Annotated in this window: 12 protein-coding genes and 1 pseudogene; 6 read left to right on the top strand and 7 right to left on the bottom strand. The window is 55.8% G+C overall.

Annotated elements, in window-relative coordinates:
* Positions 1-91: 91 nt before the first annotated feature.
* Together AUC61_RS17780 and AUC61_RS17785 are read right to left on the bottom strand one after the other, a co-directional pair.
* Complete coding sequence (locus tag AUC61_RS17780; RefSeq protein WP_243247502.1) at positions 92-1432, bottom strand: amidase; 1341 nt, start codon at positions 1430-1432, stop codon at positions 92-94.
* Between the two features lie 5 nt (positions 1433-1437).
* Positions 1438-2115 carry a DUF2848 domain-containing protein gene (locus tag AUC61_RS17785; RefSeq protein WP_243247503.1) on the bottom strand — a complete coding sequence of 226 codons (678 nt, stop codon included), beginning with the start codon at positions 2113-2115 and terminating at the stop codon, positions 1438-1440.
* Between the two features lie 320 nt (positions 2116-2435).
* Here AUC61_RS17785 and AUC61_RS17790 point away from each other — a divergent pair, with 320 nt between their 5' ends.
* Both AUC61_RS17790 and AUC61_RS17795 read left to right on the top strand, forming a co-directional pair.
* Positions 2436-3125 (top strand): GntR family transcriptional regulator, encoded by a 690-nt coding sequence (locus AUC61_RS17790; protein ID WP_205505096.1) that lies wholly within the window; start codon positions 2436-2438, stop codon positions 3123-3125.
* Between the two features lie 159 nt (positions 3126-3284).
* Positions 3285-4211: a LysR family transcriptional regulator gene (locus AUC61_RS17795; protein ID WP_243247504.1), complete on the top strand. Its 927-nt coding sequence runs from the start codon at positions 3285-3287 to the stop codon at positions 4209-4211.
* Positions 4212-4214: 3 nt separating this feature from the next.
* Here the strand turns inward: AUC61_RS17795 and AUC61_RS17800 are convergent, their stop codons facing one another.
* Positions 4215-4520: a hypothetical protein gene (locus tag AUC61_RS17800; protein WP_243247505.1), complete on the bottom strand. Its 306-nt coding sequence runs from the start codon at positions 4518-4520 to the stop codon at positions 4215-4217.
* 225 nt (positions 4521-4745) lie between these two features.
* Positions 4746-5756, bottom strand: a complete 1011-nt coding sequence (locus AUC61_RS17805; protein ID WP_243247506.1) for an AraC family transcriptional regulator — start codon at positions 5754-5756, stop codon at positions 4746-4748.
* Positions 5757-5926: 170 nt separating this feature from the next.
* On the opposite strand from AUC61_RS17805, the pseudogene AUC61_RS26660 reads away from it, so the two are divergent.
* Together AUC61_RS26660 and AUC61_RS26665 are read left to right on the top strand one after the other, a co-directional pair.
* A pseudogene (locus AUC61_RS26660) lies at positions 5927-6694 on the top strand (MCP four helix bundle domain-containing protein); the annotation flags it as partial.
* 129 nt (positions 6695-6823) lie between these two features.
* Entirely contained in the window at positions 6824-7552 is a 729-nt protein-coding gene (locus AUC61_RS26665) for a methyl-accepting chemotaxis protein (RefSeq protein ID WP_422765485.1), read from the top strand.
* A 187-nt stretch (positions 7553-7739) separates the two neighbouring features.
* Here AUC61_RS26665 and AUC61_RS17815 read toward each other — a convergent pair whose 3' ends face one another.
* Positions 7740-8177 carry a hypothetical protein gene (locus AUC61_RS17815; protein ID WP_243247507.1) on the bottom strand — a complete coding sequence of 146 codons (438 nt, stop codon included), beginning with the start codon at positions 8175-8177 and terminating at the stop codon, positions 7740-7742.
* Between the two features lie 414 nt (positions 8178-8591).
* On the opposite strand from AUC61_RS17815, the gene AUC61_RS17820 reads away from it, so the two are divergent.
* Positions 8592-10217: a methyl-accepting chemotaxis protein gene (locus AUC61_RS17820; RefSeq protein WP_243247508.1), complete on the top strand. Its 1626-nt coding sequence runs from the start codon at positions 8592-8594 to the stop codon at positions 10215-10217.
* 107 nt (positions 10218-10324) lie between these two features.
* Here the strand turns inward: AUC61_RS17820 and AUC61_RS17825 are convergent, their stop codons facing one another.
* Positions 10325-10684, bottom strand: coding sequence for a winged helix-turn-helix transcriptional regulator (locus AUC61_RS17825; RefSeq protein WP_122664455.1), 360 nt, complete (start codon positions 10682-10684; stop codon positions 10325-10327).
* Between the two features lie 98 nt (positions 10685-10782).
* On the opposite strand from AUC61_RS17825, the gene AUC61_RS17830 reads away from it, so the two are divergent.
* A complete protein-coding gene (locus AUC61_RS17830) occupies positions 10783-11532 on the top strand; it encodes an SDR family NAD(P)-dependent oxidoreductase (protein ID WP_122664456.1) in 750 nt (249 codons plus the stop codon).
* 345 nt (positions 11533-11877) lie between these two features.
* On the opposite strand, the gene AUC61_RS17835 is transcribed toward AUC61_RS17830, so the two are convergent.
* On the bottom strand, positions 11878-13902 hold the full coding sequence (locus AUC61_RS17835; protein ID WP_243247509.1) for a M10 family metallopeptidase C-terminal domain-containing protein: 2025 nt from the start codon (positions 13900-13902) through the stop codon (positions 11878-11880).
* Positions 13903-14050 lie beyond the last annotated feature (148 nt).

Here is a 14050-nt window from a genome sequence, read left to right on the forward strand (position 1 = left end):
TCCATCGATCAAGAGCTGGCGGCCTTCAGAGGCCGCCATACCGGTTCGCGCGTGGTATCGGCCACGAGCGCAACGACAATCACGCTTACGTTTAAGGGGCGCGCAACAGGGCTTCGACACTGCGCGCGATTTGCAATACACGGGCGTCCTGGCCGTTCAGCCCGGCAATCGACAACCCCACCGGTAATTCACCCGCTTTATGACACGGAAGACCCAGTGCGCACCCGTCGAGAAAATTGATCACGCTGGTGTTGCGCAGAACCAGGCCGTTAGTGGCGAAGAAATGAGCATCGTCCTGCTCCAGTGGCGCCAGTTCCGGAGGTACCACCGCAACACTGGGCATCAGCCATGCATCGGCATCCGCCAGCTTCTGGCTGGCCAGTGCGATCATCTTCTGACGCTGGGCCAGCAGGTGCAGGTAATCGGCGGCGCTCAACGCCTCGCCGCGACGAATGCGCTGTGCCACGCGTGGGTCGTAGTCTGCAGCGTGCGCACCGGTGAGCCAGCCCTGATGCAGGTACCAGGCTTCAGCGGCCGTCAGCCCACCCGCAGCGTTGATCTTCGGCAGTTCGTGCAATTCGGAAAAGTCGAACCAGCGAATCGATGCACCGGCGTCAGTCAGGCGTTGCAGGGTCCGTTCAAACGCAGCGGCTACGGTTGCATCGACACTGTCCATGACGAAATCACGGGTGACGGCCAGACGCAGCCCTTGCAGTGAGGCAGGGCGAGTATTAAGGCTTTCGCCTGACAGGACGCTGTCGAGCAAAATACTGTCGTCGACATTGGCGGTCAGCGCGCCAATCGAGTCCAGACTCGTTGCCAGCGGGAACGCCCCTTGCGCAGAGACACGGCTGGCGGTGGGCTTGAACCCTACCAGTGAGCAGAACGCCGCCGGGATGCGAAGCGATCCACCGGTGTCAGTACCCAGCCCGGCCACTGCCATGCCTTCGACGACGCTGACCGCTGCGCCCGAACTCGATCCACCGGCGATGCGCCCGGCAGCGACAGGGCTGACAGGTGAGCCGTGATGCGGGTTCAGCCCCAGACCGGAGAACGCGAACTCGCTCATGTTGGTACGACCCAGCAGAATCGCACCGGCAGCTTTCAAGCGAGCGACGACCGGAGCGTCAGCGGTAGCGGGGGCACCACCGGCCAACACTTTGGAACCCGCGGCTGTGACCTGGCCGGTCACGTCGAACAAATCCTTGACCGAAACCGGCAGGCCAGCCAACGGGGAGGGCACATAGCCTGCGGCGCGGGCGAGGTCACTGGCCTGCGCGGCTTGCATGGCACTGTCAGCATCCACCGTTATATAGGCACTACCGCCTTGCGCGCGGTGTGCATTGATACGTTCCAGCGCCGCCGCGACCAGCGCCTGACTGGTCGTGGCGCCACTGGCGAGATCTTCAGCAAGCTCTTTGATTGGCTTCATTGATATCACTCCGCGACTGGCAAAGGTTCCACGCTGTAGGCATGGCGCAGGCTGCGGTTAAGTACAGGGTCGAACAACTCCATTTCGAAGGTTTCGCCGTAGCCCAACTCACCAATCACGGGTTGAGTACCGCAGAACATTGCGGTGCCTTGCTCTAGGCTCGCGCTGTCATTGAGTTTGGCCAGCAGGGTTGCCGGGGCCAGCAGGCTGGTGACCGTACCTTCCTGATAGAGCGTGCGAGCACCGTCGCGAGTACGCCAGGTGCGCATGATCAGTTGATCCCAATGCCCCTGGACTTCATCGAAAAGCCACGCAGTAGCGGCAATCGGCTTGTCACACATTTGCTTGGAAACGGTGACGTCGAAGGCCTCGACCTTGCGGTCTGTGTGGTCCGAGCCCAAACCGACCAGCAGGCCAAGGCTGCTGGGGATGAGCACGAACTCGGTTTCGCCGGAGGAGTCTTTCCCAGGCACCTGAATGGTTTCAGATGGGTTTAGCAGGCTGGCGGCGACACGATAGAAGCAAGGAATCTGTGTCGGGCGGCGAACCCCAAGGGCTTCCAGCTCGGCAATATGGTGTTCCACTGCGGCACTGTTGCGACCGGCCCAACCGGCGATGATCAAGTGATCGATGTCTACAACAACTTCGCCATGGTTAGCGACCTGAAGATTTAGCTGAGTCAAAGCGGTGCCCTCGTTTGAGTAGGAAAAACATCAGCGCGTCGTGAAGTTACACTGATATATCACAGGTTTATCAATACGCAATTGATATGCCAGCTCGCTTCTTCCTTCACATAAAATGATTATTATCAATAGGTTGTGAGGTTTTCAGGGCTTCCGTCAGGCACCAGGGAGCGTTACCTGTTACCCATGTCGCACCACATTTGGGCGATTGGTGCCCACTAATGGCGCGTTTTGTTACCGGCTGGCAGCGGCGTAGAAAGCGACAATCCAGCTGATATGAAATACAGTGATATATCAGCGCCGCCTTGAGGATTAACCGATTGCTTGATTCAACTGACCTGCCGAACGCCGACGAAGTTGGCAAATCACCTGCTAAAAGTGGGGCCAGTCTGCGCGAACTGGCGTATGTACAGATCAAGCAACGGATCATTTCCTGCCACTTGCGGCCGGGCGAGGCTATCAATGAGGCGCAACTGACTCAGTTGCTGGGGCTTGGTCGTACCCCGGTGCATCAGGCACTGCACCGTCTGGAAATGGAAGGCATGGTGACTATCCTGCCGCGCAAGGGCGTGATGGTGACGCCGATTTCGCTTAACGACATCCTCGACATGATCGAAGTGCGCAGAACCAACGAAGAGTTGTGCGTGAGACTGGCTGTCGAACGCGCTCAGGAAGAAGACTTCACGCGCATGCGCGAAATTATCGGGCGTACCCAGCCACTGCTGGAGCGCCGCGATGTAAAGGGCCTGATGGAAGTCGACCTGCAGTTTCATCTGGCGATATCTGCCGCTGCGCGCAACCGGGTGTTGGCCGAACTGCTACGTACGTTGCATGAGAAACAGGCGCGCTTCTGGTTTCTGACGCTGTCCGAAATGCACCACAGTGAACGTATCTACGACGAGCACATGCAGATTCTGACTGCGATGCAGAACCGTGACAGTGAGGCGGCCATTAAGGCCATCCATCATCATATCGACGACTTCCGCCGAGCCATCATGCGCACCCTCTGACAGGGTCCGCATAACTGATCGACGCGTGTACAGCGTGTGCGCCGATCTGCCCCCACATCCGGCGCCTTGAAAACTCTGGCGTGCAACTTGCGTGTGGATCCTGCGTACTGACGCCTTTTGTGTGGGTGGATCAACTATTTTCTGTACGGGCTGTTGTGCATGAACATGAAGTTTCTGGAAACCTTTGTATGGGTCGCACGGCTGAAAAGCTTTCGCCTGACCGCCGAAAAAATGTTCAGCACCCAGGCTTCCATTTCCAACCGGATTGCCGCGCTGGAGGAAGAGCTCGGCGCCAAGCTATTCCTGCGTGACTCCAAACGCGTGTCCCTGACGCCCGAGGGCGAGCGGGTGCTCGACTATGCCGAACAAATGATCGACACCCTGCACGCGCTCCAGCAATCGATCAGCGCGACCAGCGATCTGAAAGGATGCCTGCGGATCGGCATCATGGATACGGTCATTCACACGTGGCTGAGCCCGTTCATATCGACCCTCATGGAATGCTACCCGGCGGTTGAAATCGAGCTTACGGTCGATACATCGCTCAACTTGTGCGACCAGCTACAGAAAGGCTATCTGGATTTGATCGTGCAGACCGATATGGTCCGCAGTGATTCAGTGCGCAACCAGCATCTGGCCGTATTTCCGGTTGAGTGGATTGTTCCGGCAGGCTCCATCTACCAGCGCAACTATGCATCCATAGATGACCTGGCGGGTGAGCGGATCATCACCTATTCCCGTAATTCCCGTCCGCATCAGGACATCCTCAATCTGCTGCATGCAGGCGGCGTCGAAAATCCGCGGATCAGTTGTGTCAACTCGGTGGCTGCCATGACCCGGCTGGTCTGCGACGGATTTGGCATCGGCGCCTTGCCGGCCTCGTTGGTGAGCAAAGAATTGGCCGATGGCAAGCTGTTCATCCTTGAAAACGTAGCCCGGCCTCAGGCACTGGATATCATTGCTTGCTGGCGCGCCGGGGTCGGCCTGGAACTCACGGAGCAGGTGGTGAGCATTGCGCGTCACACGCTTGAGCAATACGCCAGAGAGATGGGGCCGGACATGGTGATTCTCAGTTCGGCCAGGTAGTTGTCACTGGGTATCGCTGATTCCCGGTCCGATTCGCGCATCGATGGCGCGGATCTCCGCCTCTGACAGAGGGCGCCAGTCTTGCGGCTCTATGCCGTACTCGTCTTGCGCAGCCGCGATGACCTCTTCGAGAGAAAAGTAAACATGGTCACCCTCGACCCTGGGCTGCGTGTAGTCGATGTAGCGAATCACCAGGTAGATGAATTCTGCGTCATCGGTAACCAGACCGAACGCGACCAGAGCGGTCACGCCGGTTCCGTCAGGGTTGCGGACGTTGGCGAGCAGATAGCGCGGGGAGGGTGGGTTCACGAGCAAGGTCCTTCTGAGCGATGAGTCGGCGCAGTTCTGACCGTCATAGTGGAGGGGGCGTTCGCCAATAGCCCGATCAATGCTGTGGTCATCTGTATGGACTGGATGAGTCGAGAGTAATGCCGGGGATAAACACATGGCACCTCAGGACAAATGGAAACACCTGTCCTGAAAGGCACAACCGCATCGAACCGTTTAAACTTGCTCACCTTTTGATAAAGCCCATCAAGCCTTTGCTCTGGCATTGATACGGTAGCTACTCGGTGACATACAGAACCATCGCTCGCACGCTTTGTTGAATGCACTTTGATTTTTGAATCCTAAACGGTAAGCAACTTCCTTGAGCGCCATCGAGGTATGGGTCAGCAGGTGAATGCCTTGCTGATGTTTTACGTCGTCGACAAGGCGTTGAAAGCACATGCCTTCGGCGTTCAGGAAACGGGAAAGTTGACGTTGTGTGAGATTCAGACTGCTGAGCACATACTCCATTGCCAACGATTTGCCCTGATGAAGATGCTGCAATATAACGCGCCGGGTCTGGGCTACTGCACTGTCCATCTCCAGTTGCTGTTTCTGCATCTTCAAGTGATTGCCATGAATCGACTGCAGCGATGTGTCGCCGGTCGGTATGGATAAACCACAATCAGCCCTTAAAAACGTCAGGGCATTTACCGGTGCTGAGAACGTTATATGGCGGCCGAAAAGTGCCTCCAGTTGTCGGGTATCCGCGGGCCTGGAATAAGTGAACTCGGCGGCCAAAGGCATTATTCGGGTGGTGGGTACCAGCCAGTGTATGAGCCCCAGGGTGATCGACGTGACTGCATCAATGAACGCCCTCGGCAGGTCTGGGGCTTGTGCGTCAGCAGCAACGCCCGCAATGCGAACGGTAGTGGCCGATTCATCCAGAAACATGCAAAAGCCGATGCCGACAGTGACGTGGTACTCGACCATATGCCGGAGCGCATCAAGCACTGTTGCGCTGGACATGATTGCATAACCTAAAAGCCCCAGATTACCCGGATGTGCTTTGTTATAGGCCAACAAACCAATGTCCTCGTTGCCGGCGCGCTGCTGCGCAGCCACCAGAAGTTGCATGATTGTGTTTAGCGGGATGTTTTTATTGCCACCCGACGGCGCTGTATTTGCAGAACCGGCTTGTAAATCACGACGGCTGTTTGCGGAGGGCGTTATTGCGTCGATACACGCCTGAGCAAAGGTGGGGGAGAGGCTGAGCATTTTTATCCCGTGTCAAATTAAATTGTTCCTTTTTTATTGTGGTTATGAAGGTTTTTCAGGGAGCGAATTTAACTCATTTGCTCAGCACTGTGTTGCTCGCGTACTTCGCAGCTGCCAACGATGTGAGCAAAGTAGAACGGTTTTTATATGAATTAACGAGGTCTCTCCACATGCTGCTAAGAACGTTGAAAATAGCCAATCGTGTCATGGCGTGTTTTGCATTGATTGTATTGATCGTCGGTGCGCTAGGGCTGTTTAGCCTTCATCAAATGTCTACCGTGCGTAATGAAGGCCTGGTGATTGAAAACAGCTCCCTTCCAGGTATTGCTCTGGGGGATGACATTGCGCTGGCGTTCTCCAATACCCGGATTGATGCGGTCAAACTGGTTTCTGCTGATGATCAGCATCTGCAGGCTGCGTACGCAAACCTGCAGTCTCAACTCGAAGTATTCAATGCCGCGATAGCTGCTTACCGGCCACTGATAGGCTCGAAAAACGAAGCCGATCTGATCGATGGCATCGCCTCGTCGTACCGCCAATACAGCGCGGGCGCGGTCCGCGCGTATGAGCTGTTGAAAGCGCATCAAAGAGACGCCGCACGTGGGCTGGTCTCGGATGAGATGACCATTACCGCCCAGGAGGTCACCAGGCTCCTGAAAGAACTGGAAGCTTTCAACGATAACGAAAAGTCGATTGCCAGCGACCGTGCGAGTGACGCTTACGATGACGCTGAAATCATTATCTACTGGGTAATTGCACTGGCGGTTCTGGCCACCATTCTTTTAGCCTGGCGCCTGACCAGCAGTATTGCCGGGCCTATTAGTCAGGCTCTGAATGCTTCTGAAAAAGTCTCTTCTGGCGACTTGCGCAGCCTGGCGCAAGACATCCGCGGGACCGACGAAGCGGCGATGTTGTTGCAGTCAATGGAGCGCATGAGGGCAAGCTTGCAATCAACTCTTTCTCAAGTGGGCGGGGCTTCTGACCAGTTGGGTTCTGCGGCTGAGGAAATGGACGCATTGATGCGCGACAGTAACGCCGATCTCAACGTCCAGAACGGCGAAATAGAGATGGCGGCTACTGCGGTCACAGAAATGAGTCACGCCGTCGAAGAGGTTGCTCGAAATGCGGTGGCAACCTCAGAAGAATCGCGATCGTCGACGCGTGCTGCCCGCGAGGGGCAAGAGGAACTTGAAAGCACCGTGAGATCGGTTTCCGAGCTGGCTGAGCACGTTGCCAGTGCTTCAACTGAGGCTCAACTGCTGTCCTCATACACCAAAGATATCAGCCGGGTGCTGGAAGTCATTCGCGCAGTGTCGGAGCAGACGAACCTGCTGGCGCTTAATGCTGCGATTGAAGCAGCAAGGGCAGGGGAAGCTGGACGCGGCTTCGCGGTCGTTGCTGATGAGGTGCGAGCGTTGGCACACCGTACCGGCGAATCGACCCGGGAAATTGAAATCATGATCGGGAAAATTCAACAGGGTACGGCCGACACTGTGAGCGCGCTTTCTTCGAGCACCGAGCAGGCATCCCATACCCGTCAACAAGCAGAATCCGCCAGCCGGGCGCTGGCCTTGATCGCTTCTGCTGTAGCGGGTATTGATGAGCGCAATCTGGTAATTGCCAGCGCCTCCGAGGAGCAGGCCCAGGTTGCCCGGGAAGTCGACCATAACCTGGTCAGGATCAGGGATCTGTCCGCGCAGTCAGCAGTGCGCTCCGATCAAACCATGAGCGCGAGTGTAACCCTCGCTCGGCTCGCCAGTGAGTTGCGGGTATCACTGCAGCAATTTCAGCTTTGAGTGCTTACCAGCAGTTGCCCCCACGCAATGGGGTGCAACTGCTGGTTCTCGTGCTTGACAAGGCAGTAGGTGCTTCGAGTCCCGGGTTTTCTCGCGTCGCCTGCTCGAAGAGCTCGATGGGCGTCATCAGACGCCGACGCTAGTATTGGCATTTGCTCGGCAGTGAAACCTGATCGGTGAACAGGCTTCAAAAAGGACACCACGGATCCCCGCCATTGGCGCTTTCCAGCATCTTCGGGAAACTGCGCCCGAAATTCCAGCCTGAGGCAGTTGCGGTCATGGTTGTCTTACACACGGGGTTCTTTTCCGAGACGATGACGTCCAGGTAGTACTGATTACCGTAGAGGGTCGGTGCCCAGAGCAACATCTCGCTTTGTTCCGTTCGCTTGTCGACCTTCAGTTGGAAGGCATTGACGATCGTTCCCCCCGTTGAAACTTCGATCACTCTCGGGTGGTAGCAATGATTCAGATAGCGCTGAACCCGCTCCTCAACCAGACTGCGCTCCTGCGCCAAACAGTATTCCGGGCTCGCCACGCCTTTGCTCAGCAATTCGTCCTTGGTGTACGGATGCAGCGAGCATCCGCCGAGCAGCATGAAAACGCCCGCCATGAGTTTTTTGTGCATCGTTAAAAATCCTGGAATGGATGGCTGAGTGCTGTTTATCGGCGCAAGGCTGCGACACTTCAGTTTTCCTTCGTAACGACATGCACTCCGATCTTGCAATGCCCTTTATGCACTAGATAGACATGAACTATGCACTAATCATGCACTGGTTTTACAGGTATTAATCAGTTGGTGATAACCAACAAATCACCCTTCGTTTATGCGTGTTTTGGCTGTCGTAATAAACATGCCGAGACGGTCTACTGGCGTCAGAAAATAAATTTTAATTCCCCCTCAACTAATACGAATGCACTGCCGATAGTCGTAACAAGGTGGTTCTGGTTCACCCCTCCGTTAAGAAACAGCGCAGGGTGCCTTGTAACGGTTAGAGCATGGAGCGCTATCGATACTATTGACTTCAATGAGATGACATCCATGACGATAAGAAATATGAACATCGCTCCTCGAGCGTTTCTTGGCTTCGCTTTCATTGCTCTATTGGTCGTCGCGTTAGGGTTTTTCGCTCTGAATCGCATGAGCTTGATTCGTCAGGCCACAGTCGACATGGAGACCAACACCTTGCCCAGCATCACGCTGTTAGGCAACGTTAACGAATCCGTCCTGCGCTTGAGGGTTTTTTCACTGCGTCTGCTGGTCAACCGCGAACCGGAAATGCTTCAGGAAAGCGATCAGCGCATTGCAGAAATCATCAGCCAGTTGCAAACCGCCAAGTCTGCTTACAGTGCATTGCCTGCGGAAGCTGACGAAAGAGCCGTTTATCAGCAGTTCGATGGAACACTGGGGCAATACCTGATTTTACTTAGCCAGGCCGTGCAGCTTTCTCGCGATAACAAAGTTGAAGAGACTCGCGCCATGATCAACGCCGGCATGAGACAGACTTCAGACTTGATGACCCAACAACTCAAGGCCCTTGTTGATATCAATAGGGCGAGCGCTATCGCGGGTTCTAAAGTAGCAGGCCAGCAGTACGACGGTGCAACTGTCGCCATTATTGCCGTCGCGGTTATTGCGTCATTAATGACGGTCTTGCTGGCGTGGTTGTTGACGCGCAGTATTGTGGCGCCGTTGTCTAGGGCCGTGAATGCCGCTCAGGAGATTGCTGCGGGCAACCTGACTAAACACATCGAAGTTGATGGCAAGGACGAACCGGCACGCTTGCTTGAAGCGCTGGTGATCATGCAGCAGAACTTGCGCACAACCATTGAAATGATCTCAGGCTCCGCTACGCAGCTGGCATCCGCTGCAGAAGAGTTGAGCGCCGTGACTGAAGAGTCGTCGCGCGGCTTGCAACAGCAGAACGACGAAATAGAACAAGCCGCGACTGCCGTGAATGAAATGACGGCCGCAGTAGAGGAAGTTGCCCGCAATGCTGTGTCCACCTCTCAGGCTTCAGAGCAATCCACAGACACCGCCCGTCAGGGGCGCGATAAAGTCGTGCAAACCGTACAAGCGATTCAGACCATGACTCAGGACGTCCAGACCACGTCCAACTTGGTCGAAGGCCTTGCCGAACAGGGCCGGGATATTGGCAAAGTACTGGACGTCATTCGCTCAATCGCAGAGCAAACCAACTTGCTGGCATTGAACGCAGCAATCGAGGCTGCAAGGGCTGGCGAGGCAGGTCGCGGTTTCGCTGTGGTTGCCGATGAGGTCAGGGCGCTGGCACATCGCACCGCGGAGTCAACACGAGAGATTGAACAGATGGTTGCCGGTATTCAGAGCGGCACCGGCAATGCAGTGCAGTCAATGGCGTTGAACACGAGCCGTACCCAAACCACACTGGAACTCGCCCGGGCGGCAGGCGAGGCGCTGGAGCAGATCACTGAGGCCATTTCGCAGATCAACGAGCGCAACCTGGTGATTGCCAGCGCGTCCGAAGAGCAGGCTCAGGTTTCTCGTGAGGTGGACCGTAACCTCGTGAATATCCGGGACCTGGCCACTCAGTCCGCGGCCGGGGCCAATCAGACCAGTGCCGCCAGCCATGAGCTGTCGAGACTGGCTGTGGACCTGAACGGTATGGTGGCGCGCTTTGTAATTTGATTTGCTAGCGTTGGAACCAAAGTATTGGCCGGTTAAAACCTTGAGCGCGCTGGGCAGATAATCTGCTCAGCGCGTTTCGCATTATAAATAGATAGCGGGGAGGGTGTTCAGGGCTGGGCGAGGGCGGACGCACGTCGTTCGCTGATGCGCTCCACGGTCTCCATATGTTCTGTACCCCAGGCACAGAGCGCTCCCAGTGCCGTTGCCAGGGACTGCCCGAAAGGCGTGAGCGAATATTCAACCTTTGGCGGTATTTCCTGAAAGTCCACACGCGCAATGATTTCATCGCGCTCCAATTCCTTGAGCTGCTGGATCAGCACCTTATCGGTCACGCCGCCGATGGCGCGTTTCAATTCGCCATAGCGGTGAACATTCCTGGTCAGATTATAAAGAACCAGAGGTTTCCATTTGCCGCCAAGCACAGCCAGGGCGGCTTCTAGCCCGCATTTGAAGGTTTCATTTGCCATTATTCGGGCCGCTCCCAGCGGTACTTACCAAAAGGTGCATACTATTCAAAATAATAGCGTGGATCTACAGTTGTGCCTCACATTCTGAGGGCATCACCATGAGCAGGCTTAACGGAAAAGTGGCGGTTATCACCGGCGGCAACAGTGGAATCGGCTTGGCCAGTGCCATACGTTTTGCAGCCGAGGGCGCACAGGTCGTTATTATTGGTCGACGCCAGGAGCAGCTGGACACCGCTCTACAGTTGATTGGTCATGACGCTTTAGCCATTCAGGCTGATATCTCCAACCTCGACGACCTTGACAGGGCTTACGCCCAAATCAAAGCCAACACAGGACGGGTTGACGTGCTGTTCGCCAATGCCGGGCTGGGAGATTTCGAGCCACTCGGATCGATTACCGAGGAGTCCTTTGATCGCACCTTTGGCATCAACGTCAAAGGCTCGCTGTTCACCGTGCAAAAAGCGTTGCCACTGATGGGTGCCGGCGGATCGATCATCCTGACTGGCTCGACGACAGGGACCATGGGCACGCCAGCGTTCAGCGTGTACAGCGCCACCAAGGCGGCGCTCCGTAATTTCGCAAGAAGCTGGGCACTGGATCTGAAAGGCACAGGCATTCGCGTCAACGTACTTTCCCCAGGGCCGATCTCGACACCAGGCCTGGACCTGGCACTGGCGCCCACAGGCCAGGCAGATGCCATTGTTGAAGGCATGGTCGCGTTGTTACCGGCAGGCCGTATCGGACAACCCGAAGACGTTGCGGCAGCTGCATTGTTCCTGGCGTCGGATGAGAGCAGCTTCATGACCGGCAGCGAAATGTTTGTAGATGGCGGTTTTGCTCAGGTTTGAATTGAGGAGAGGTTTTGCCAGCTGAAATCTGGCTGGCATCGCTGCTGGCTACACAATATATAGGTACGCATAATGTATATTATGTTAAATCATATTATAGGTTCCCTTACACCTTGATTCACTCCAGCCCCAAAGTACCTGGTCCGACTACAAGGATGCTGCCCCCCTTAGGACATTTACGTTGTTAGAGCCTCCATAAAGGATTTCGCACCTGCGATGCCTTCGCTGGGATGATCTGTTCTTCTTGCGTCTGTGCGCACGCACGTCGCTAAAATCCCCGGCAGCCTGCAAAGCTACCGGGGATCTATGTCCCTCAAGAGCTAACAGCAGCTCCAAAATAGAAACTCAGGTAAAGGCCCAATCCTGCGCTGGCGCAGGTTGCGCGCCTATCAGTTCTACCTCTGTAGAAACGGCGGCGACGTTTTGCGGCGCAAAGATCACGGTATCTTGCAACTCCGTCAACGGCCAGTGTTCGTCCAGAGCCAGCTCGAAACGCTGTCCCAACTCGTTGGTTTCGTAGTTCTTGAGGTAAGTGCGGCCCAACTCTTCGTTGTAACTCAGTTTGAGTGTATCGCCGCGACCATCTCCGAACCCGGTAAAGCCCAGCGCCGAGACATCAATGTGATCGACCCGCTTGTCGAAGTTTTCGATGACGTCGGAAAAACTGTCCGTGGCCGTGCGGTAGCTATCGCGGGTGGAGGAGTAAAGGAAAGTGTCTGCGCCCTCTCCGCCATCCAAAATGTCACGGCCGGCACCACTCTGGATAACGTCATCTCCCCCGCCTCCGTTGATATGGTCGTTACCCCCCAGGCCCTGGATTATTTCAGCAATAGCCGAGCCGTTGATCACGTCAGCGCCTGCGGTGCCTTTGATGTTCACAGGTCCGAACACCAGGTTGTCGGTGTTCAACTGATCGAGGTAATTACCCTCAAGCACAAGTTCGAAGCGTTGACCCTGAGTGTTGGCTTCAAAACTTTTCAGGTACGTACGCGTGCCTTCATCGTTTACCTGAAGTGAAAGCGTGCCGTCCAGACCATTGCCCAAGCCGGTGAATCCAAGGCCAATCAGGTCGATACGATCTTGAGTCGCGTCGAAATCAATAATGCGGTCGCTGCCAGTGGTGGTGCTGGTACGGAAGCTGTCGCTGACCGCATCGAATCTGAAAATGTCAGCGCCAGTGCCGCCGATCAGGACGTCCCGCCCGCCGTTGCCCTCCAATACGTCATCGCCGCCCAGACCTTTTATGATTTCAGCCTGATCGTTGCCCATCAGATTGTCCGCGCCGGTCCAGCCATCAATGTGGCGATTGCCGTCCTGGCTGCCGAATGTAGTGTCCAGAGAGCCATCAGCATTAAGCCGGGTAATGGCGTAACCAGCCTGGCCGACGACTACGATTTTTCCGTCTTCCTGCACGGTTACGCCACGCGCAGAGTAGCCTTCATTAGCACCTAATGCCGGGTGAACGACGCCGTTGTCGCCGAAGCTGGTATCAAAGCTGCCATCTGCGTTGAGGCGCACTACGGTAGCGGCGTCGAACGTCGTGCTGGTGCCTGCAATGATGATTTTGCCATCGGGCTGCACAGTGACCGCAGATTGCCCCTGTAGCCCGAACGACGCTTCGAACGCCAGGGTGCCGTTGTCAGCAAAGCTGGTGTCCAGTTCGCCGTCAGCAGTGACTCTGACAATGCTGTAGGAGTAGTCACTCATTGCCGAGTAATTTCCACCGAACAGGAAGCTGCCGTCCGGTTGCACTGTCGTCGAATTGTAAACCCCGATGAACTCACCTCCACCGGTGAAGGTGAACTTGCCATTCTCACCAAACTCAGTGGCCATTGAACCATCGGCGTTGAGCTTGGCCACAGCAGGGTAGTCACCCTCCATGCCCGTGATGTAGAGGGTCCCGTCCGGGTTTACCGTAATATGTCCGCCGTTGTCGGCGGGCGGAATATCGAGGTCAACAACCCCGGTGCCACCAAAGGTGGTATCCGCGGTGCCATCCTCACTGAATCGCTGAACACGTACGCCCATCGGCCCGGCGATGGCTGACAGAATATGGCCGTCCGGCTGCACCGTCATATAGATGCCCTGATCCTGGTCTACCGTCGCCTGAACCATTAACACACCGTCGTCACCAAACGTCGTGTCCAGCGTGCCGTCCGCATTGAGGCGGATCACCGAGTAATTGTCGCGTGTTTCGTGCTCTTCATAAGGATCGCCCAAACGGCCAAGGACATAGGTACTGAAGCCTGCAACCAGTATCTTGCCATCCGCCTGCATGGCGACGCTGTTGGCCTTATCACCCAGGATTGAGGGATCTACTGAAACCTGCCCGGGCGCTGTGATCACGGTATGCGTGCGTTGCTCTTCCATGTTGCCAATCCTTTAAACGTCATGGGATCCACCTCGAAGTGGAATAAGGGCGCTCGTCGAGATGTCGGACGACCGAGCAAAACTCTGACCTCGATAGACGCAACATGTGCCAGAAATCTGTTCAGCGTGGATTTGAAATGCATTTTCT

Origin of the sequence: Pseudomonas maioricensis (assembly GCF_022790535.1) — a bacterium.
GTDB lineage: Bacteria > Pseudomonadota > Gammaproteobacteria > Pseudomonadales > Pseudomonadaceae > Aquipseudomonas > Aquipseudomonas maioricensis.